Raw genomic sequence first — 22,161 nt, forward strand, 5'->3', positions numbered from 1 at the left:
ACCGTTGACACTCTGATTCCGCTGCCCGCTACTTGACCACAATGTTGACCAGTTTATTTGGTACAGCGATAACTTTGATAATATTTTTGCCAGCCGTTGCAGCCTTAATTCTTTCATCAGCCAGTGCCAGCTCTTCTAATTCAGCACGGCTGGCATCCTTGGCAACAAGCAGCCGGGAACGGACCTTGCCATTAATCTGAGCAACAATTTCAAGCTGATCTTCAGCTAAATAGCGCTCTTCATAAACCGGCCAAGCTTCATAAGCCAGAGACTGCCCCGACTGGGTCACATACTGCCAGAGCTCTTCGGCCAAATGAGGAGCAAAAGGAGCCAGCAGCTGAATATAGCCCTTAGCATAGTCAATAAAGAGCTCATCCTCTTTGTTGGCACTGTTAACAAATACCATGAGCTGAGCAATAGCAGTGTTAAACTTCAAATTTTCAATTTGTTCAGTGACGGCCTTAACTGTTTCATGATAAACTTTGTCCAAAGCGCCTTTATTTTCTGCAGCTATCGTTTTAGTCGTGATTAAGCGGTAGACACGGTCCAAAAACTTCCGGCTGCCTTCAAGTCTTTCCGAAGACCAGGCAATAGAAGCATCAAGCGGTCCCATAAACATCTCATAAATCCGCAGCGTATCTGCCCCAAACTGTTCCACAACATCGTCTGGATTGATAACATTTTTAAGAGATTTAGACATTTTAGCCGGTGCCTGCTCCAATTTTTCACCTGTTTCCAGATGGAAATAAGCGCTGCCGCGTTTCTCAACTTTATCTGTTGCGACCAAAGCTCCGCGGCTGTCACGGTAGCTGGTCCCTAAAATCATCCCCTGATTAAAGAGTTTTTGGAAAGGTTCCTTGGTCGCCACAATCCCTAAATCATAGAGGAATTTATGCCAGAAACGGGCATAAAGCAAATGAAGAACCGCATGCTCGGCACCGCCGATATAAATATCGACCGGCAGCCAGTCCTTAAGCAGCTCAGGATCTGCCAGAGCTTTATCATTATGAGGGTCAATATAACGCAGATAGTACCAGCTGGAACCTGCCCACTGCGGCATGGTATTGGTCTCACGCCGTCCTTTAACACCATCTGCACGAGTCACCTCCAGCCAATCTGTCAAATTAGCCAGCGGGCTTTCCCCTGTTCCGGACGGCTTAATGTCATCTGTCTTAGGCAGGACAAGCGGCAGTTCCTCTTCGGGAACAGCAGTCGAACTTCCGTCTTCCCAATGAATAATAGGAATAGGTTCTCCCCAGTAGCGCTGGCGGCTGAACAACCAGTCGCGCAGACGGTAAGTGACCTTCTCTTCACCTGCCCCCCGAGCTTCAAGCCAAGTTATCATTTCAGCAATGGCGGTATCTTTATCTAAACCGTTTAAAAAGTCAGAATTAATGTGCGGCCCGTCTTCAGTGTAGGCTGCCTGAGCAATATCGCCGCCCTCAAGAACTGGGATAATATCAAGATTAAACTGCTTAGCAAACTCCCAGTCACGTTCATCATGAGCCGGAACCGCCATAATGGCTCCTGTCCCATAACTAGCCAGAACATAGTCAGCGATCCAAATCGGAATCGCTTTGCCGTTAACAGGATTGACAGCGTAACTGCCAGTCCAGACCCCCGTTTTTTCCTTAGCTAAATCAGTACGCGCCAAATCCGATTTGAGGCTGGCCTGCTGCCTGTATGCCGCAACAGCCTGTGCCTGTTCTTCTGTTGTAATAGCCTCTACTAGTTCGTGTTCAGGCGCCAGTACCGCATAAGTCGCTCCAAAAAGTGTATCAGGACGGGTGGTAAAAACGGTAAAGCGCTCACTGCTGTCTTTAACAGTAAAAGTCACATTGGCCCCGACAGACTTGCCGATCCAGTTGCGCTGCATATCTTTGACAGACTCCGGCCAGTCCAGCTCTTCCAAATCATTCAGGAGGCGCTCAGCATAAGCTGTAATCTTTAACATCCACTGGCGCATAGGTTTCCTGACAACAGGATAGCCGCCGCGCTCAGAGGTTCCGTCCGGCAGAACCTCTTCATTGGCAATCGCCGTCCCCAGCTCCTCAACCCAGTTGACCGGAACTTCCGCCTCATAGGCTAAGCCTTTCTCATACAGTTTCGTAAAAATCCACTGCGTCCATTTATAGTATTCAGGATCAGTTGTATTAATTTCCCGATCCCAGTCATAAGAAAAACCGAGAGCATTAATTTGGCGCTTGAAGTTAGCAATATTTTCTGCCGTGAAATCAGCCGGATCATTCCCTGTGTCCATAGCATACTGCTCGGCCGGCAGACCGAAAGCATCCCATCCCATAGGGTGCAGCACATTGTAGCCCTGAGCACGTTTATAGCGGCTGAGGATATCTGTAGCGGTATATCCTTCAGGGTGGCCGACATGCAGGCCTGCTCCGCTGGGGTAAGGGAACATGTCAAGAGCATAAAAATTGGGCTTGGCACTGTCTGTACCGGTTTTAAATGTATGGTCAGCAGCCCAGAAAGCCTGCCATTTTTTCTCAATTTTGTGATGATTATAGAAAGTCATTTTTCCTCCCGTTAAGCGGTCCTGCGACCCATTAGATATCTATCTTTTTATTATATCATTTTTACAAAGAATGAACAGAAAAATCAGCGCAGCAATATTCAGAAAACCGCTGACTCTCATTCGCCGGAACGTAACAGCAGCTACATATAGATAAGAGATAAACCGCAGCTGCCGTTTATTGTTTCTCAAAAAGCAAGAGGTCAGAACTTCTATTCCAACCTCATTCTTGCAACTATCTATAATGCTGACGGTCAGCTGATAAGAACTGACTATTGTTTAATGACTATTTTTTTCGGCGAAGTAGGAAGAGAGCTGCAATTGCTATAATAACTATTCCTAAACCAGTCAGAAAGATACCGGTTTGTTCCCCTGTACTTGGCAGTTTTTTCTGATTCTTCTGGTTTTTAGCACTGCTGCTTGCCGCTGTGGTTGAAGGACCCTGACCGCCCGAAGAAACCGTTGTTCCATTTGTACTTTGCAGGCTTGTTTCTGGATCCCCTGTAGTTGGCTCAGACGTTGTTGCCGGATCAGTTGTCACAGCTGATGTTGTTGCTGATCCAGAAGTGGTTGCTGAACCGCTTGTAGTCGTCTCGGCAGCGGTTGTCGTAACAGCAGTTGTAGTTGTCGTTGCTGTTGTTGTCGTCGACGTAGTGGTCGTCGCAGGTTCTTCCATGGTAGTTGCTGCTTCTGTTGTTGTCGGTTCTGTAAAGGTATTGGTAAAGACCGGTGCCGCATCATAGTCCACAGTCCCCATTTTGACACCATTTTCATCTGTAACCGTTACAGTTGTCCTGTATTCTGCAGAATCATAGGCAATATTTGCTTCTGCAGTATCTTTCTCCTTGATGACATATTGATAGGTTCCCTCAGCCGAATAGGTCATCGCTGAAAAAGTGACCGAACCGTCTGCAGCGTTTGTCACCGTTTGAATAGGGGTTGTTAAATCTTCTGCCGAATAGAGTTCAAAAGTAAATTCCCCTTCTGTCAGTGTTTTACCCTCTAAAAGCTTTGTCGCCTGCAGGACAACATGCTCTGATTTTTCAGATGAAGCTGTCCCAGAAGCCGTCTGCAGCCTTACCAAAGCTTCCACACTGCGCGTTTCAAAATTAGATGCTGACCATGACAGATTATTATTAACAAGGGCACCGGCTGGCGTATTATCCGACAGGTAGGTTGAGTATTCAATATACATCGCCCAGTTATGATTATCTCCGTAAGGAATCGTAAAACCGGTAATGCCTCCGTCTGAATTATAATCAAAAACAGCCTTATCGGTAAAATTCTCAACCGGATCCAAGGTCAGCAGATGATCTTCCGACCGAATTTTAGTTGGTTGTGTTTCATAGCGGACCGCCCGCAGACTTCCGGGCACCAGAGTCTGGCCTTCGCCGAAGACATCTGAAATGGTCATGTCGCGAATCGTATCCTGTGTCGCATTTAAAACAACCCGCCATTTGACAATACCGGCATCTTCCTGAGCTTGATAGCCGTATTTCATTTCATAGTCACCGGCTTCTCCTTCTTCTGTTTTATAGGTATAAGAAAACGTAACACCGCCAAAAGTGACTGTTGTCTCCCCTTCTGTGTTTTTTCCTCTGTCAGCTAGGATAGTGATGTCAAAAGACATCTTTTTGTTTTCCGGAACCTTAGAAAAATGATCGGTAAAAGTAACGGTCACTGTCTTGGAAGCCGCATCCGCCTGAGCCGTTCCGACAACTGTTCCGTCTGCTGCTGTAATCGGAAAGGACATCGTTGTCACTAAGGCAAACTCATCCGGCAAGGTAATGGTCAGTGTATCCCCCTCGTTAATGTCCTGAGAATTAGGAAATTCAATATTATTAACCAGTCTAAGATACACTCCGGACTGAACAACAACCTCTGCAGTCGAGGAGGTGATTTCAATATTGGTTTTTTCCGGATCATAATAAAGCGTGGCTGCATTGCTGTAATTCGTTATTTCTGCAGCCTTGACTGTCGTCAGAGCCAGCAAACTGCCGCATAAGACAGCCAGCACTGAAAACAGGCCTAAAAGCTTTAATTTCATAGCTTAAATCTCCTTGAGCATTAAAATAGTATGATATAGTAATATACCACTAATATTATAACCTACCCTTATCAGAAATACAATACATTTTAAACATTTATTTTCGTTTTAAAAAATAAAAACTGGGTGACACTTCCTCCCGTAAGGGTCCCCCAACAGATTAAAATGATTTAAAAGCTCATACTGCCCCAGCGCATTGATGGCATAAATGGTCTGGTCCGCAATCCCCTGTGCCGCCTTTTCCGGCTGATAGGGCGCTCCAGCTAACACTCCACAATACTATCGAAGCGGTTATCCCTTTTATCTTCTTCGGGCTAATCGTCTTTTGTACCATATCTTTCTTCCAGCCTTTCGTTACGTGTTTTATAATAGCGCATAAACTCCTCATAAGAGTTGACTGTGTGTTCCTGACCGTCCTTGCTGTAGTTAGAAGGGATCGTGACCCTTTCAAACAGATTGGCCCCCTCAGGGTAAAACTGCTTCAAAACATCAGTCCCCACTTTCACCTCTTCATCATCAAAGAGCAGATAAAAATAGCTGTCTTGCTTCTTCATAATCTTCAAAACATCCGGGGACTCACCGGCAACCAGCCAGGTCTTAGTCACTGAAGCCTTTGGAGCACCGTCATCACTAAACATCATAAAGGGAGGATAAAACTCCAGATGCTGGTTGTTCAGCGATGACCTAAGACTCGTTATAGAAATATAATCATAAATCCATACATTCAACTGCCTAAAAGGAGTTCCTGGCACAAAGTCATGAATATCACCTGTGGATAAGTCTATATATTTTTGGATGGGCTGATTCCCAGATGATAAATGATAAAGAGAAATAGTAAGGACTTCCTCTCCTTCTATAATCTCAACTTCCATATTATCACTCAGAGTATAGTCATCTTTATATTCTGATAAAAGCTCATAGAGGTCATAAGTTTTTTTGTGCAGAGTCCCATCCGAGGTGTCATACACACTGAGAGTCCAGTATTCATCCTTCTCCTGCTTTAGGTCAGAATTTAAAAGCTTCATATTTTGCCGGACTATATAGCGTTCCCCAGAGGTCACGACCTCACTAAGACTGTTCTTGACTTCTGCCGTATAAGCCACTGAATTATTCTGATCACGGTACTGTTCAATTAAGGCATCTTCTTCCGGATTCTCACTGACCCACTGTAAGGCAACACCTTTCCCGCTCTTAATGAAAGCGTAGTCGGAAATCGTATAGGTCCCGCTGTATACCGCATACTGACCGTACTTCTCCTCCAGTGCAGCAGTCTGCTGTTCCTGATACCACTGATAGCCCATATAGCCCCCTATGGCCAAAAGGCAGAGGGCAAATAAACTGATTAGCGTTTCTGGTTTTTTCATCTCTGGCTCCTAACTCCCATACTCAAAGCGTTTTAGATAATTTAATAGTTGTTTTTTGCCATCAATTCTTTATTGCCCACTACGCTCCTGCAGTTAGCAGGAAACTCAACACCTCATCAGCCAAAGCTTGGGAGAGGAGTTTAGCCCCTTCAACCAAGGGAATCAGGACAGCACTGGCATAGTTCTTGGCACTACTGTAAGCTTGCCCTTGCAGGTCAGAAGCGCCGATGAAGGTTTCTAAGGCACTGACCAGACCCTCATAGGCCGATGTCCGGTTGGACATGGCCGCTGAGACTGTACTGGCCTGGGTCTCCGAACTCCCCAAACTCATTTTAATCCCCATCTAGTCGCTCCTTTATGCTATAAGAATTGATCATTTTTTATAACTCCTCAATCGTTAAACGTGGATAATTAATTTTATCTGCCTGATTCTTGAACCTTTCCTGAAGCTGTTCCTCTTGTTCATCTATGTAACCGGTGAAATAAGTTTCTGCGATATTCTCATGATTAAAGAAATAGGCTTGATTGTTGGTATTCCCCGCTGGATACAGACAGCCGGCATAATCAAAATAGCCAATTGTTCCTTGGTTATTATAAAGCGGAAAACGTGTCGTAATCATTACTTTTTGTTTCCCATGATGTAGCCGAACAACGCTGCCAAGCGGTAATAATGTTGTCATAAGTGTACTCCCTAAGTTTTTATTGTTTCCTTTAGCTTTAATCTAAATGGTTTGCACTAATTGTTTAATAATCTGCCGTCTTTCCCACAGTCGGCTGCACAAAAACAAAACAAGCGGGAAGGTTAGTACCACAGTTACAAATAAAAAGAGGAAGTAAGAGGTACGGAGGTAGCCGTAGCCACACAGCAGAATGACTGCAGTCAGAATACCAATCGTCAGAAAAGCCGTGCGGACATTCTTCTCTTCTTTCTGCAAAAACGGTTCAAGTTCTTCCTCAGTCAAGAATATTTCCTGTAAATGCAGCCTAAGGTAGCTTTTGCGGGCATAATGGCCTGCAAAAGCAGCAGATGCTGCTATCCCCGCAAATAAGAGAAACAGTCTAGCCCCAAAATCTTCTACTATAAAATCTGCATCCAGCCATCTTACCAAAGGAAGACTGACAAGAGTCAGAAAGACAGTCAGAGTTGTTGAAACTTTCTGCTCATCAGTACTGGTATACCATTCGCCAGTTGCTTTATCATAAAAAAGAGCTTTTTTATTCAAATTTCCAATAGCAATCATTTGTTTAGAATACTTCATTAGCGTTCTCCCTTACTCAAAAGCACTGCTGCGGAAATCAAACTCCATGAACTGCAGTAAATGCCCTCTTGTGTCTTCTCATTTTTTAAGTCATCAGTATTTCCTCATCTAACTCTTTGATAGCCCGATACCGTTTGAACAAATCCAGTTCATTAATAATGAACCAAGAAAAGAGGAAACCTGCAAAGGCAATGGCCAAACCTAACAGAATTGAGAAAGCTAAAAAGAGATAGAAGCCAATAACAGCTGCAAGAGAAAAGGCAACAGTCATAGTGCTTAACCCTTTGACAAGTTTCTTAGAGTGGCTTAGCAAATCACTGACAGTCATTACCTGACTGTCTAATAATACAAAGCCTTTATCATTTGAGTTGCGTTTCACAAAACCATTCAAATAATAACACGCAGCAAACAGCAGAGGCAATAGCTCTGTACCACCTGTTAACCACAATAGATAAAAGCCCAACTGCTGTTGACAATCCTGTAGATTTTGCCAGCAGCTGCTGACTGTGCTCTCTGTATTTCAGCGTATCCAGTTCGTGCTGATAGAACTGCTTAGTCTTTTAGTATCATAATAAAAAGACCTCTCCCCATCGTGAAACAGTTCAACTTTAGGCCCTGACTTCACCGTACTCTTCTCCTGACTATCTATATCTGAACCAGTTTTAACAGTCCCAGCTCCAGTATTACTTTTTCAGTTTTTCAGTTAGCCTGACAATCAGCTTTCGTCTAGCGTGCAGACGTAATGTCGGCGCTATCAGAGAAATGACATACCATAGCAGCACACTGATAATGATAAAGACAGTTCGGGACAGCAGAATAAACAGTATGGCCGTCAGTAAAAATAAGATTATCAGACTCAGCAGCAGTACTGTATTGGCTCTTAAACTGTTTTGGGCCTTTGACAGAATATCTGAAAGGTCATTTGCAGTAGCCGAAAATTCCTTATACTCTACAAATTTTTCCTATCGTTTTAATTGTTTTTGGGACATAAGCACTATCAAAAACATAAATAGGACTAATAGCGCTGTATTAAAAAAAGGTGTTGAAAACGGCAGATACAGTCTATCTGCCTGCTTAATGACCGCTGCTCCGGCAATATATAAAAGCAGCAGCCTATTTTGGTTTGCAGATACTGTCTTCGTCTCAAAAACTTTATACAGCTGACCTGTCACGCTGTCGCCGTAAATAAAATAGCTGTCTTCCTTGATTAAAGGAACTTTGGTTTTATCAAACAGCATCGTTCTCCTTTATCGAAACACTAACTTTTAACCGCCTTATGTAATACAAAATAAGATGTGACTGAGGTCACCAAGAATAGGTAGTTTGTTAACAGAAACATCAGCAGGTACAGAAAAAGAATCAGCAAGTGCGAAAAAAACCAAAACAGCAGACCAAAAATCAATGTGATGACCGCAAAACACAGCCTGACGGCAAAAACTTTCCAGCAGTGCCTGCGGACTTTCAGCACAATCGCTTTGACTTCTTCTAAACTGTAAGTCATTTTTAAGTAATCTAAGCTCCTGTAATAAGCCGCTTGCCTTTTCTTAAAAAACTTAGCATATTGCAGGAAGAGCAGCTGACAAATGAGTGAAAGCCCCGCTAAAATAGAAACATTAGCAGCAAATGTCGTCCATGCCTCAAAATAAGCTGAAAAGTAAGCACCTAAGATTAAGAGTATCGGAATAATGACGGGAAAGCTTTTTCTGAAAAAAGAGACTGCTGTCAGAATCTTTTGTTCTTTCTCAGAACCATATACTGACAAGTTCAAAGCACGGTAAAAATGCTTATCTTCTGTGTCAAAATATAAATAAAAATCGTGATCAATACTGTATAAAGGTAGTTTATTCATCGTCCTCATTGTATATGTTAAAAAAATCAGTTAAAAGCACTGCCTAAACCAGAAAAGAAACCGGAAACTGCATCTCCCACTTCATTCAATGTTTGACTGACATCGTCAATAAACTGTTCCCCAGTATTTACAATGTCATCTTTGAAATTATCATAGCCCCAATCAAAAATCATAGAACCTGCAACACCAACAATAAAACCGGCCACAGCTCCTACAGTAGCACCTGATACCGTTCCTATACCAGGAAAGACTAAAGTCCCTATTGAAGAACCAATTGATGCGCCAACCTTAGCTGCTCCAATACCAATAGCTACATGCGCACCAGTTTTAATAGCGGCATCTCCCACTTCTTCACCGCTTGATACCTGCATGCCAAAATCAAGAGCTGCACCTAACACTGGAGCTCCGTATCTAGCTGCACCGCTGACAAAATTACTATAGGCTGGATTGACATTTATCGGAACGGTATAGTTACCACCGCCGACTACTGCGCCTACTGCGCCGAACTGCATATTTTGAACATTACGGGTTAACCATTCTAAAGCTTCTTGTGTAAAGGTTTCAACAGCAACATCCGTAACCTTGCTTTGAGCCAACTCTTTCAAAAATGCTGCCCCGCCACTGATAATACCGCTCCATATTGAGCGATAAGTCTCTTCAGAAATAAGTCCCTTTTTCTTATCTTCCTCGGCCTGTTTTAAAATAGCCTTTGAATCATCATCCAGTATAGCTTTAGAATTATCATTGCTTGCACTGATAGCCGTCTGAATGGTCTGCAGCCAAGGCATGGACCGCGTGCTTACATCCGGAAAAGTCCCGCTGAAGCCCTTTAAATCACCCTGTACTTCTGATAGCCCTTGGTTAACCGCCTGTGATAAACCGTCTAAATCACTAGTATAACCAACAGACGCTCCATCATAAGCCCTCAGCTTGGCTAACTTCTCCTCGGCCTTCTGCTTATAAGCGCTGGCTACCGTCATCGCCTTCTGATACTGCTGGATCGCCGCGTTCAATAACGATTCGTTGTTGCTCAGGATAGTCTCATAACGTCTGATTTCTTCCAATAGCAGGTCTTCATCTAGGTCTTCATCCCCAACCATACTCCTGTAGTTGGTCGGAAACTTGACCGCATCATCAGCCAGGGCTTGGGAGAGGACCTTAGCCCCTTCAACCAAGGGAATCAGGACAGCACTGGCATAATTTTTCGCACTGCTGTAGGCTTGCCCTTGCAGGTCAGAAGCACCGATAAAGGTTTCTAAGGCACTGACCAGACCCTCATAGGCCGATGTCCGGTTGGACATAGCCGCTGAGACTGTACTGGCCTGGGTGTCTGAACTCCCCAAACTCATTTTAATCCCCATCTAACCGCTCCTCCTTCTTCTCCTCTTCCTGTCTCTCAATAAGCGTAGCCTAAAAAAATAGTGATTCGCCTTGGGTCTTCCTGAGAAATGACATGGTAAAAAGGCGTATTAACTTCCTGATGGTTCACGTCCAATGTCCACAGGAGTTTGGCATAGGCCTCTTCTGCTAAGGTGTTATAGTCATGGTCAACCACTGTCAAAATCGTATTATTCATCTCAAAGTAAGACGAAAAAGCTAATCCCCCCTGACCAATCTCTGTTTCTTGAATCGGCAGGAAAAATTCAATGTCCACCATTTCATCATAAGGAACATTGTTAAGACTGTAAAACAACGAACCTTTTGGGTGCAGACCCTGTGAAGCCACCTCGTCTAAAAAAGCTTCCGCTTCCTGCGACATCTGGCCGACAGGAAAGGTCAGCCGTTTTTTAACAACATTCTCAGCCGAAAAAACATCGCTGTTCGTTACGCCTTCTGCTACTGTATAAGTCATACCTCTACCTCACTGTAAACATCCACCATTAAGTCTTCCCCCTGATAGAACAAGACGTGGTAGATAAGGATAGCTTCTAATTCTGCTTGGGAATACTGCTGAGAAAGGGTTTGGTAATAGTCCCCAAGCTCTTCCGGCCTTATACGGGTATAACCCTTGCTCTTTACCAAGACCGTCTCCTGAAAAAGAATCGAGCTGGTGTTCTCCTTGACCCGCTCAAAGGCATTCCCAAACGTGGTGAAGATGAAAAGCTCCTGCCTTCGAGCTGAAGACCGTGAAAAAGGAGACGACCGGAAATAAACCGGGCCGTCTGAATAAAACCCCATATCCAAAAGATCAAAAATGAAATTTTGGGCTGATTTAAACACTTCCTGACAAAGACTGGGGTAAGACCAGTCTTTAGGCAAGTGTGTCACATAGCCAACCTGATTGGTTAAGCATAAACTGCGTGTCTCTAACTCCATAACATCCCTCCTCACTTCGAACGCTTAAACAGCCCAAACACTTTTCGGATAAGCTTAAAAACCTGCCAAATCGCCATACCGATCCAGTCCACCAGGAAAACAAATCCCAGAACCCGCATCCAGGGAGCGGGATCAGTGCTTGCAAAACCAGTTAAAGCTCCTTGTGCAAACGCTAAGGTAAGGAACAAACCTATCTCAGTAAATAAGCGGTTGCCCGGTTTCCTCAGTGCTGTTAACAGAACCCGCCATAAGCTCTCCGGACTCTGAACGTAAACTTCCCGCTCAGACGGGTTCTTCCTCAGGCAATAGATGGCATAGCTGCAGTCCACAATCAAAGCCGGAAAAACGGATGTTATCAACAGGCTAATAACCAAACTAAACACCAGCAAAATGCGCCCTGTTAACAGGGCCGGTGCCAAGATGGCCAGCCCAAAAATCCAAAGCCAGCTCTCATTATAGTTAAAACGCTCTTTAAGCGTCTGTTCCAAATCAGTTACTGGCGGCCCGGCCTGTCTTAGATGGGCCCGTCTGTAGATTAAAGCATAAATTGCCGTAGCGGCACAGAAAACCACGAGCATGGCTGCCGCGTAGAGCTGCTCAGGAAGACCCTGCAGCAGCAGCCCCTCAAGACCGTCTGAACCATCATAGTAGCCGCCGCAAAAAAGGAACAAACCGAGGGCATCTATACAAAAGATGAACAGCAGAAACTGAACAGCCGATGCCGCCAGAACCAGCAGCTGAAAGCGGTACAGCAGCTTACGGAAAAAGCCCATCACAGCCCACAGCACGCTGTGGATCAAACCAAAAGCCACCACCAGATAGGTCAGTGGAATAAAGCCAAAGGCCCCTCTGACAAGGCCGTACAGCAGTAAAAAGAAAAAGCAGTTAACCCATGTAACATAGATAAAATTCACCCGAGCCGGGCCGGATAATATTTTGAGATAATACCGTTCAGTCATTTCCGCCATACACTCCTTTTATACTTTCTTTAAACCAACCAGTGATGCTTTGTTTGCCAAAAAATTCAAAATCATAGTTTAGAACAACATTCGCAAACATACCCACGCCTGCTCCAATAACTGTCCCCAACGGTGGGACAAAGAAGGAGCCTATCGCTGCTCCTGCGGCAGTCGCTCCGGCAGCCGACCCTAAATCAATAGACGTATCCACCGCAAAATTAGCCCAATTCTTCCCGTCATTGACACCATTGTCACTTTTGATAAAGTTCTCATTAATATTGCTTCCAATAGTCAGACCGGTACTGAGAATACCTAAGAACTTACCGGTCTTCGTTAACTTGGTCGCCCCTTTCCAGCCTTTAAAATCCGTCAAAGGATTGATGGCTTCCTTGAAAGCCACTTTGCCTACCCGTCCGGCTTCTTTCCAGTCTAATGTGCCTGCAGCTGTTCTAGCATACGATGTTTTAGCAATATCAATCCCTGAGCTGGCTTGGAGCTCTTTCCCAGCATTGTAGACATTACCGGTAGTTTTATTGTAAAGGAACCGTTTGCCCCATTTAATGCGCCCCATCGTATCAACAGTAATCGCTTGGCCGTTTAAAAAGGCTTTGCCGTCTCGGTATTTGACATAAGTTGCCAGAACTTTTTGAGCTTTTTTACTCCAGCCTACCGGTGCCTTGGCCATAAGAATATAATCCATGACCTCTTCTACTGTCAGACCGCTCTCTTGAGCTATTTTCTGAACCTCTTTGTCAAAGTCCTGCTCTTGTACCTTAGACAGGTAAGCTTGGTAAGGGTGAGAGCCATTGGATTCCTGCTGGGCTATAGCCGTCTGAATGGTCTGCAGCCAAGGCATGGACCGCGTGCTTACATCCGGAAAAGTCCCGCTGAAGCCCTTTAAATCACCCTGTACTTCTGATAGCCCTTGGTTAACCGCCTGTGATAAACCGTCTAAATCACTGGTATAACCAACAGACGCTCCATCATAAGCCCTCAGCTTGGCTAACTTCTCCTCGGCCTTCTGCTTATAAGCGCTGGCTACCGTCATCGCCTTCTGATACTGCTGGATCGTCCGCTCATCCGGGGTCTCCTGCTTCATCGCCGCGTTCAATAACGATTCGTTGTTGCTCAGGATAGTCTCATAACGTCTGATTTCTTCCAATAGCAGGTCTTCATCTAGGTCTTCATCCCCAACCATACTCCTGTAGTTGGTCGGAAACTTGACCGCATCATCAGCCAGGGCTTGGGAGAGGACCTTAGCCCCTTCAACCAAGGGAATCAGGACAGCACTGGCATAATTTTTCGCACTGCTGTAGGCTTGCCCTTGCAGGTCAGAAGCACCGATAAAGGTTTTTAAGGCACTGACCAGACCCTCATAGGCCGATGTCCGGTTGGACATGGCCGCTGAGACTGTACTGGCCTGGGTGTCTGAACTCCCCAAACTCATTTTAATCCCCATCTAGCCGCTCCTCCTTCTTCTCCTCTTCCTGTGCTAACCGCTGACGCTCGTGATAAAGATTGTCCAAAGAATCATTCAGCTCTTTCTTCCCCTTTTTTAGATCTGTTTCTTGTTTCTCAAGAGCCTCATGCAAGTAACGATGAAATAAAGTCATATCACTGTGAACTTCCTGTACCCCCTGCAATGAGCTTGGCGATAGAGGAAGGAGTTCCAAATGCTGCAAAAATTGCCGCGTTTCTCCTTCAGTATTGGCCACTTGGTCAGATAAACGTGACAGACGTCTTTCTTCATGCTCTAAGTCGTCCAATTCTGCTAAAGTTTTCTTTTCCAACTGCAGATTAGCATCTATTTTTTCTTCTTTTGTCAGTTCTTTTTCTTCAGTCATTTTTGCTCCTTATTAGCTTTGCGGGTTAATTTCCAAACAAAGAAGTATTTGGAATAGTCCCTTCTGAAGCTGTTGCCTTTTCCCATGGAGGGGCACCAATACCTTCTGTATAAGATGAAGAAAGAGAGGTTGATTTAGATGCTGTTTGACTGGGAGAAGACATCCCGTCCAAATAAATAAAACCGGATTGTTTTTCAGCTATTTGCTGGCTCAAAGCGCTATCTAAAACATCAAATTCATTAGCCACTCCCTGAATAGTACTGACAAAGCTGCCAATTTTACTGCCAACACTGTTAGCCAGACTGGCTTCATTCGTTATATGGCTTTTCATGCTCTCATTCCCTTGAATAACGCTGACTGTGTCCTGAACAGCAGTACCGCCATTATTAACAGCACCGACACTGCTCATAATCCCAGTGGCACACATGCTTGGTGTCGTCTGGTTACTTTGGATAGTCATAACTTTTCCTTTCTTACTCTATAAATCATAAATGACTGATTTTTATTTTTTTATATTGTTTTCTATTATGTAAATAAATCTCATCCGCTTCAAGCCGTGCCTCTTTAGCATTATAAACTTTATCCAAAAAGCTTTGATCATTGAGACGCATACCAAGAATAATCCACTGAAATTCTGAACGGATGGACTTCAGTAAATCATCAATCGATGTTCCAATAAACTGATGGAAACAGCCAATAAGTAAGTACATCCCGTATTTCCAGCCAATTTTATATAGACGCATCAGCTGATCCCGTGTAATGGCACTTGCAGATAAAAAGTTATCTAAATCTGGAATAATAATAACCCATTTTTCAAAATGGTTCAACTCCTGACGCTTATCTAACTCCAGCATCAGCTGATTGCCCATATCTTGCAGTGTTTCATCATCATTGACATAGGTCGAAACATTCTCTTTGAAATTCAGAAATTCACTCTGACTGTCTAGTAACATGACTTTTAAATGCGACGATACAGCGGTAGCCTGCACTAAATGGTTTGTAATAGCCTTCAATGAATCACCATTGTCCGAAACATATAGCAGATGCTTGAAAGTTTGAATAGGGATATTTTCTGCTTCAACTGTTTCAAAGTCCAGACCAATCGAAATATTCCCCTCGTTAAGTGCTGTTTGGACACTGTCTATAGCCGTAAACTCTGCTATCGTCAGCTTCTCAGGCACCACAGGAATAGGAAGCGGACGCGGACCTAGCCAGGCGCTGTCCATCTGAGCCACTAAGTTCTGGAGATTCTCAAGCACCTCAAAATGCTCAGCTCCATAGGCCGGTAAAGCCGCCTGAAAGACCTCTGGACCGTCATAACGAACCAAACCGCGGCCCGGCAGGTCTTCCATGAGGTAGTCATGCCGCCCCATTAAGGTTTTGTTGTCGTTCTCGTCAGTCATCTTAAAAATCAGCCGGCTCTTCATATTCGCCTGCAGGGCCGGTCGGATAATCCCCGAACGGCTGGCGGTAATCACCACATAAATCCCTAAGCTGCTGCCATCCCGAGCCACACTTTGAATCGTCCCTTCTAAATTGGGACCAATCTCGGTGTCCTCTCTCAAACTGTCATAGCCATCAATCATTAAAAAGACATAAGGCAGCCGGTCACCGCTCATCTGCCGGTACATGGTCATGTTAGCCGCACTGTAGCGGCTGAACAGCCGTTTCCTGCGGGCAATTTCTTCTCGTATCCGCCGCATAAACTTCGGTAATTTTTCCGTATCTTCCAGAGACAGACTGTCAATCACATGCGGCAAACGCCGAAGCGGCAAAAGACCGTTGGTGCCAAAGTCAAACAGGTAAAACTGGACATTTTCGGGGGTATGCTGCTGAGCTAAATCCATAATCATGGTCTGCAGCAGGGTGGATTTCCCCATACCAGGACCAGAGTAAATCACAAGATTGCCCTGCCGTTCAAAGTTGTGGCTGACAATCTCCTGGGTCTGCAGACGAGGCAAATCGACAAAGCCCAGTAAGGCAGACAGACCCTCCTTAGCCTCTTGCCAATGTTCCTTAAAGGAACCCGGCCGTAAATCCTGCGCATAAATCCGCTCTTTTAACGGCGGCAGCCATGGTTTGGTCAGCTCACCAATGTGTTCCCTAGCCGCAACAGAACCGATTTCGGCTACCACAGCCTCCAGCTCCGTCGGCACTTCCTCGATGCTCTGGGCACCGTCTAAACCGGATAAGTCCTGATTTAAAAGCTCATACTGCCCCAGCGCATTGATGGCATAAATGGTCTGGTCCGCAATCCCCTGTGCCGCCTTCTCCGGCTGGTAGGGCGCCCCCGACCAGGCCGACTGAAAGAGCTCATACACTTCGTTGTTGCCCACCTGCAAGTAAGCCCGGCCGGTCTGCGTAATCTCCGCCGCATCCGGTGTCTTGAGCATCTCCGTCGAATCCTGACGGTTGGCTACCTTCAAAGCAATCTTAAAGCGGGCATTGGACCAAATCTGATCGTTGACCACCCCTGACGGTTTCTGAGTCGCTAGGATTAAATGCACCCCCAAGGACCGCCCCAAACGGGCCGTCGACACCAAGTCATCCATGAAGTCCGACTGGTTGGCCTTCAGTTCCGCAAACTCATCACTGATGAGAAAGAGGTGAGGCAAGGGTTCCTTCGCTTCCCCCTCCTTAAAGAGCTTCTGATAGGCATTGATATGATTGACCCCGTACTGGCTGAACAGCCGCTGCCGGCGCTTCAGCTCCGCATCGATGGCAATCAAGGCCCGCCTGGACTGGGCCCCGTCCAGATTGGTAATAGTCCCTAAAAGATGCGGCAGGTCTTTAAAGAGGTTGGCCATGCCGCCGCCCTTATAGTCAATTAAGAGAAAGCCCACATCATAAGGGTGAAAACTGACCGCCAAACTTAAAATATAAGACTGAATCAGCTCCGACTTCCCGGAACCAGTGGTTCCCGCAATCAGACCGTGTGGGCCGTGCGCCTGCTCATGCAGGTCCAGAGCCACCACATCCTCCTGCCCCCGCAGCCCTAAAGGGACCGATAAGGTCCGGTGAGGGGCATGTGAGGCCCAGCGTTTGGCAATCCCTAACTCACTGACTGTCTCCACACCGTAAAGCTCCAAGAAGGAGACCGTCTCCGGAATAGAGGCTTTCAGGTTCTGCAGGTGATTCAGAGGCGCTAAGCGTCTGGACAAGGCTTCCTTGTCATAGCCCGCTGGGAAATGGTCCAGAGCAAACGGCACGGCACGCAGTTCCCCTTCCTCCAAGACCAGCTCCCCGCTGTTGCGGTCCTTGATGGTGACAATGGTCTGCACATTCTCCGACAGGCTGGACAGCACGTCCTCCACAAAGACCAAGGAACAGCCCAAGGCTGTTGGGTCTTCGGTGAAGAACTCCATAATCACATGGTCCATCATCAAAGACCGGTCCGTCACCAGCACCACATAGTGGGGACTGAAAACCGTCCGCTCCTTCTGCCCTTCCTGCCGCTGTCCCTGACGGACCTTTAAGGTTTGGTTGAGACTGGTTAAGACCTGGTCCCGGGTCCGCTGATTGTAGACCAGCCCCCGGACATTGAGCGCCTGGAGCTTGGCATGCGGCAGCCAGCGCAGCCAGGACCACTGGGACACCTCCTCTTCCGGCAGCACGACGATAAACTGCAGGTCATGATAAGAGTGGAAAAAGGCCAGCTGCCGCACCATCAGCTGCAGCTGCTCCAAAACCAAAGCCCTGGGACCCGTATAGCCCACCGGACCATGCATGAGATTAGCCGCAATCGGCATCCCCGTGAGCTCCCGGCTCTTCTGATAAAGCTGATAGCCCTGAGCTTCCAGCGGATCGGTCTGCCCGCTCCGCTCCGTCTGGCTGTACTTGAGAGGGTAGCTGGCCGCCACCTTCCCCAGACCCAGACGGTAGTGCAGGGCATCGAACTGCTGCAGGGTCTTTTCATAAATGCGGTGATGATACTGCGCCGCCATCTCGTCCAGCTGCACCGTATCCGGGTAGTGATAGAACTGCCCTTGACGCTGGTCTCTGGCCAGAGCTTCCAGCTCCATGGCCTTATCGGACAGGTAGCGCTGGTAGTGGGCTACCCGGTCCTTCTTATCCCGCTTGTACTGCCGGCGTTTCTTGAAGTAATTGCTTATGGCAAAAATCACCGTCACCGTGGACATGGCCATGGTGATGATGATATAGATCCCCCGCGGCTGAATGATGGAGATGACAATCAGGAGCGAGACCATAATCAGAGGCGGCAGAATCATGCGCAGGAGCCCGTCTTCCGGCTTTTTAGGCTCCTTTTCCGGCGCATTGATGGTCACCGGGTCTTCCGAGCTCCGGTAAATGATGCGCGGCGAGCGGTGATAGTCCGGATAGCCCTCGTAAAAACTGTAGCGGGAGGCAGCCATTTCGGCCAAGGCCTCTGAAACGGCAAAAGCCCCGCTCACCCACAGCTCTTCGCCGTAGACCTTGAGCAGAAGCCCCTGCATGCTAAGTTCATCCCCCGGTTCCAGCTGGCAGACCGACTGGCTCAGGCGCCGATTGTTGAGATAGAGCTCGCCCTCCAGCAGATGCAGTTCCCAGCTTTTCTCTTTGCGCCGCAGCCAAAAAGCAGCAGGGCTCTTCTCCAGATAGAGGTCGCTCCCCGAACGGCTCCCGATTAGCAATTCCTGCTTGTCCAGCAGATTGTAAACCTGTCTGGCACCATCCAGACTGTAAAAGGTCAGACCGGCAAGCTCAAGACCGTCAGTGATCCGACCCTCTGTTTTTTCATACCGATAGGTCAGCTCCCCTTCAGCCCAGCGCAGGGTCACAGGAGAAGACAGACTGCTGATGAAGACCGCAGCGGGCTCTGACGGAGCCAGCACAGCCTCCTGCCCTTCGGCCAGGGACAGACTGTAACGGTAGTTATCCGTATAGATGGCAATAGCTTTTGTCATAAACTCCCCTTATTCCTCTTCTGCAGATGCAGTCTGCGACGAAGCGCTCTCCCCGGAGGCTGCCTTCGCATCGTCACCGTCATTGAGACTGGTCTGCCGGTCCTCCCAGTATTTCTCATACTCGGACTGCAGACTAGCCAGTTCCTCTTCGCGTTCGCTTCCGGACAGGCTGTCATCATTGCGGACTTCCCGAATCTTTTGCACCAAACCGTAGATAATCAAATCCGAATCATCCAGACGTTTGGCGATATCGATGGCCTCATCATTGCGCTCACGGCCGCTCTCAATCCAGTAATCCAGATAGAGCTCATCTGATTTCAGGCTGACATTGTTCAGGATAATCTGCCGCTGTTCATCCGAGAGCTTCAGCACCTGAATATAGGCATAGGCCAGCTCATATTTCTGTGTATAAGGCAGAGCTGCCACATCCACATCTTTCAGTTTATCAATCACGCCCGAGTAATCCACCTTGATAAAAGCCGTATCCGCTTCCAGCATTTTTTCCTTAAAAGGATTGCGGACAAAAACCAAGTAAGCCAAAGGCAGCAGCAGCATAACCATACCGGCCGTCAGCCAAATGGAAGCATATTTGTAAAGTTTATGGCGGGACTTATTGACCAGAACCAGACTGTTGGCCTCCTGCTCCAGCCGCTGGCGGTAGCTGGTCTCAAGTTCTGAGCGGAGCTCCGCAGCTGTTTCCAGCGGCCGCAGGGCCTTTAGAAAGTCCGGCAGTTCAGCCACTTCCAAAGCCCCGTTGTAGAGCGACAGAAAATCATATTTGGTAAAAAGACTGATAATAAAGCACTTAGCCTGCTTGACAAAATCTGCCTCGTCCATCTGTGCAGGCACCATGATTTCGGGAAGCCCCCGATAAGCGATTTTAAACTGCTGATCCTTAGTGATAAACAGATTTTCCGGATGCAGAAAGAAGGTCACCGGCAGGCTGAGCGCCTGCTCCAAATCCAGCAGATTGAGAGCCAGACGCAGACGTTCAGACATCAGGCGCTTCTTGGCCGCCTCATAGCTGAGACCGTCAGCAGGTAAGCCATAAGTAAAAACAATCTCATCATCGTCAAAGGCTGTCTTCTGTTCCAAAAAGAGGGGGTGGTGCAAGTCCAAAAGCACCAGTTCCTCCAAGGTCTGGCTGGCCACATCCGAACGCTTCAAGGTCAGCTGCCACTGGTCAGCCTCTTTGCGGTAGACAAAGGCCTGCTCCAAAAAATCAAGATGCACCTCTCTCACTTACTCAACCTCCTCAATGTTGACAATATCTCCCGTGGTCACAGGAAAATCTGCCAGATTTTTTCCCTCATCCAGCAGCAGCCCCTTATTGACGACCCGCAGCTGATATTTACGGCGTTTCTTCCCATAACCGAAAATACCATCCAGTTCCTCAATGAGCGCGACCACCTCTATCTTCCGGGGAATCCGAATATCCATGACCTTCCCCTCCCAAATCAAACTCACATTAATATGATCCATCACACCACCAACAAGATACAAAGCCCGTCTAAAGAGCAAAGCAAAAATAGGAAACTGGGCGAAGAGCCGCAAGGCTCTAGGACAGGCTGTCTTTTTTGCACAGCTCTTAGGGCGTGTTCAATTCCAACAAGATACAAAGCCCGTTAAGAAATCCGTATGAAAATGACGGCAAGTCCGAAATCTTTGATTTCGTTGACGCGCCTCTGCCAAGACGACTAGAAAGCTGCGGTCGACTGTTAAGGTGACAAAGCCTTCAGTCATCTACGGCTAGCTAACTTGGAATCAATTCTAAACTTAGCCATATCTTTTTTGCAAAGAGCTTAGCCCGTGTTCAATTAACAAGATACAAAGCCCGTCTAAAGAGCAAAGCAAAAATAGGAGACTGGACGAAGAGCCACAAGGCTCTAGGACAGGCTGTCTTTTTTGCACAGCTCTTAGGGCGTGTTCAATTCAAACAAGATACAAAGCCCGTTAAGAAATCCGTATGAAAATGACGGCAAGTCCGAAATCTTCGATTTCGTCTGCGCACCTCTGCCAGGATGACTAGAAGGGTGCGGCAGGCTGTAAAGACTGCAAAGCCTTCAGTCATCTACGGCTAGCTAACTTGAAATCAAGTCTAAACTTAGCCATGTCTTTTTTGCACAGCTCTTAGGGCGTGTTCAATTCCAACAAGATACAAAGCCCGTTAAGAAATCCGTATGAAAATGATGGCAAGTCCGAAATCTTTGATTTCGTTGACGCGCCTCTGCCAAGACGACTAGAAAGCTGCGGTCGACTGTTAAGGTGACAAAGCTTTCAGACGTCTACGGCTAGGGTTGCTCTGTAATATCCTTACAACGATCGCGGTAAACTCCATCTTTTTCACTAGGATTTTAGGGCGTGTTCAGTTCAAACAAGATACAAAGCCCGTCTAAAGAGCAAAGCAAAAATAGGAGACTGGACGAAGAGCCGCAAGGCTCTAGGACAGGCTGTCTTTTTTGCACAGTTCTTAGGGCGTGTTCAATTCAAACAAGATACAAAGCCCGTTTAAAGAGCACAGCAAACCGCCAATCCGAACCGGCACTTCTTAACAAACCGAAATCCAGGCACTTCTGGTACAGTCTCTTTCCGCTTTTGGCCCGCATTGTAAAACTGTCTTTTTTCAGTCCGGCAGCTCATCTTTTCTGCCGGCCAGAAAACTGGCCAAACCGGCTCCGCCGACAAGCAGCAGGCAGACAGCACTGTAAAAGTAGCTGGCCATGCCGCCCTTTGCCTGACCAGCCGTCTGCGCTGTATCTAACTTGGTGGCATAGCGGTTAGCATCGCCTTCCGCAAAGAGCTGGTCCAGCTGATAGATATCTGTCGCTTCCCGCTCCTTGGTAAAAAGCTGACCGGCCTGACTGTCCAGCGCCTCTGCCTGACTGTCTTTGACCTCGGCTAATTTTTTCGTATCGGCTTCCGAAAAGAGGGAAGCCAAAATCTCCGACTGCTGATAGAAAGCCTGCTCTTCCTCCTGCTCAATACGCCTGCTGTCCAATTTCAGATTATTGTCTTTCAGATCAGCTGCTGACGCGGGCACAGTCTGACAGATACACATAAGGGTTCCCAGCAGAAAAAGGATTTTTTTCATC

20 protein-coding genes are annotated in these 22,161 nt (G+C 46.8%); all 20 read right to left on the reverse strand.

Features of this window, described 5'->3' with window-relative positions; genetic code table 11:
- Nucleotides 1-28: 28 nt before the first annotated feature.
- The 20 genes from leuS to DDV21_RS10975 all read right to left on the reverse strand — a co-directional run bounded on the left by leuS (nucleotide 29) and on the right by DDV21_RS10975 (nucleotide 22,160).
- Nucleotides 29-2,530: a leucine--tRNA ligase gene (gene leuS / locus DDV21_RS10875; RefSeq protein ID WP_116879074.1), complete on the reverse strand. Its 2,502-nt coding sequence runs from the start codon at nucleotides 2,528-2,530 to the stop codon at nucleotides 29-31.
- Between the two features lie 283 nt (nucleotides 2,531-2,813).
- Complete coding sequence (locus tag DDV21_RS10880; RefSeq protein WP_116879075.1) at nucleotides 2,814-4,574, reverse strand: Spy0128 family protein; 1,761 nt, start codon at nucleotides 4,572-4,574, stop codon at nucleotides 2,814-2,816.
- A 314-nt stretch (nucleotides 4,575-4,888) separates the two neighbouring features.
- Nucleotides 4,889-5,938 (reverse strand): hypothetical protein, encoded by a 1,050-nt coding sequence (locus tag DDV21_RS10885; RefSeq protein WP_116879076.1) that lies wholly within the window; start codon nucleotides 5,936-5,938, stop codon nucleotides 4,889-4,891.
- Nucleotides 5,939-6,017: 79 nt separating this feature from the next.
- Nucleotides 6,018-6,281 carry a hypothetical protein gene (locus tag DDV21_RS10890; protein ID WP_116879077.1) on the reverse strand — a complete coding sequence of 88 codons (264 nt, stop codon included), beginning with the start codon at nucleotides 6,279-6,281 and terminating at the stop codon, nucleotides 6,018-6,020.
- Nucleotides 6,282-6,318: 37 nt separating this feature from the next.
- Complete coding sequence (locus tag DDV21_RS10895; RefSeq protein WP_116879078.1) at nucleotides 6,319-6,618, reverse strand: DUF4176 domain-containing protein; 300 nt, start codon at nucleotides 6,616-6,618, stop codon at nucleotides 6,319-6,321.
- Between the two features lie 42 nt (nucleotides 6,619-6,660).
- Nucleotides 6,661-7,197 (reverse strand): hypothetical protein, encoded by a 537-nt coding sequence (locus tag DDV21_RS10900; RefSeq protein WP_116879079.1) that lies wholly within the window; start codon nucleotides 7,195-7,197, stop codon nucleotides 6,661-6,663.
- An 85-nt stretch (nucleotides 7,198-7,282) separates the two neighbouring features.
- Nucleotides 7,283-7,576 (reverse strand): hypothetical protein, encoded by a 294-nt coding sequence (locus DDV21_RS10905; RefSeq protein ID WP_142917781.1) that lies wholly within the window; start codon nucleotides 7,574-7,576, stop codon nucleotides 7,283-7,285.
- 583 nt (nucleotides 7,577-8,159) lie between these two features.
- Nucleotides 8,160-8,435, reverse strand: coding sequence for a hypothetical protein (locus DDV21_RS10910; RefSeq protein ID WP_116879081.1), 276 nt, complete (start codon nucleotides 8,433-8,435; stop codon nucleotides 8,160-8,162).
- 20 nt (nucleotides 8,436-8,455) lie between these two features.
- Entirely contained in the window at nucleotides 8,456-9,046 is a 591-nt protein-coding gene (locus tag DDV21_RS10915; protein WP_116879082.1) for a hypothetical protein, read from the reverse strand.
- Between the two features lie 26 nt (nucleotides 9,047-9,072).
- Nucleotides 9,073-10,407: a hypothetical protein gene (locus DDV21_RS10920; RefSeq protein WP_117287802.1), complete on the reverse strand. Its 1,335-nt coding sequence runs from the start codon at nucleotides 10,405-10,407 to the stop codon at nucleotides 9,073-9,075.
- A gap of 35 nt (nucleotides 10,408-10,442) precedes the next feature.
- On the reverse strand, nucleotides 10,443-10,898 hold the full coding sequence (locus tag DDV21_RS10925; protein WP_116879147.1) for a DUF5085 family protein: 456 nt from the start codon (nucleotides 10,896-10,898) through the stop codon (nucleotides 10,443-10,445).
- A complete protein-coding gene (locus DDV21_RS10930; protein ID WP_116879146.1) occupies nucleotides 10,895-11,362 on the reverse strand; it encodes a hypothetical protein in 468 nt (155 codons plus the stop codon). The genes DDV21_RS10925 and DDV21_RS10930 overlap by 4 nt, the downstream gene beginning before the upstream one ends.
- Before the next feature lie 11 nt (nucleotides 11,363-11,373).
- Entirely contained in the window at nucleotides 11,374-12,276 is a 903-nt protein-coding gene (locus tag DDV21_RS10935; protein WP_162886320.1) for a hypothetical protein, read from the reverse strand.
- A gap of 37 nt (nucleotides 12,277-12,313) precedes the next feature.
- On the reverse strand, nucleotides 12,314-13,780 hold the full coding sequence (locus DDV21_RS10940) for a T7SS effector LXG polymorphic toxin (RefSeq protein ID WP_117287803.1): 1,467 nt from the start codon (nucleotides 13,778-13,780) through the stop codon (nucleotides 12,314-12,316).
- A complete protein-coding gene (locus DDV21_RS10945; protein ID WP_116879099.1) occupies nucleotides 13,770-14,165 on the reverse strand; it encodes a DUF3958 family protein in 396 nt (131 codons plus the stop codon). The genes DDV21_RS10940 and DDV21_RS10945 overlap by 11 nt, the downstream gene beginning before the upstream one ends.
- 25 nt (nucleotides 14,166-14,190) lie before the next feature.
- The gene (locus DDV21_RS10950) at nucleotides 14,191-14,625 is read right to left on the reverse strand and encodes a TIGR04197 family type VII secretion effector (RefSeq protein ID WP_116879100.1); all 435 of its coding nucleotides are present in this window, start codon (nucleotides 14,623-14,625) and stop codon (nucleotides 14,191-14,193) included.
- 25 nt (nucleotides 14,626-14,650) lie between these two features.
- Complete coding sequence (gene essC / locus DDV21_RS10955) at nucleotides 14,651-19,069, reverse strand: type VII secretion protein EssC (protein WP_116879101.1); 4,419 nt, start codon at nucleotides 19,067-19,069, stop codon at nucleotides 14,651-14,653.
- 9 nt (nucleotides 19,070-19,078) lie between these two features.
- The gene (gene essB / locus DDV21_RS10960; protein ID WP_116879102.1) at nucleotides 19,079-20,311 is read right to left on the reverse strand and encodes a type VII secretion protein EssB; all 1,233 of its coding nucleotides are present in this window, start codon (nucleotides 20,309-20,311) and stop codon (nucleotides 19,079-19,081) included.
- Nucleotides 20,312-20,554 carry an EsaB/YukD family protein gene (locus DDV21_RS10965; RefSeq protein WP_116879103.1) on the reverse strand — a complete coding sequence of 81 codons (243 nt, stop codon included), beginning with the start codon at nucleotides 20,552-20,554 and terminating at the stop codon, nucleotides 20,312-20,314.
- A 1,138-nt stretch (nucleotides 20,555-21,692) separates the two neighbouring features.
- Complete coding sequence (locus tag DDV21_RS10975) at nucleotides 21,693-22,160, reverse strand: type VII secretion protein EssA (protein WP_116877860.1); 468 nt, start codon at nucleotides 22,158-22,160, stop codon at nucleotides 21,693-21,695.
- Nucleotide 22,161 lies beyond the last annotated feature (1 nt).

Source organism: Streptococcus chenjunshii, assembly GCF_003086355.1.
Lineage (GTDB): Bacteria > Bacillota > Bacilli > Lactobacillales > Streptococcaceae > Streptococcus > Streptococcus chenjunshii.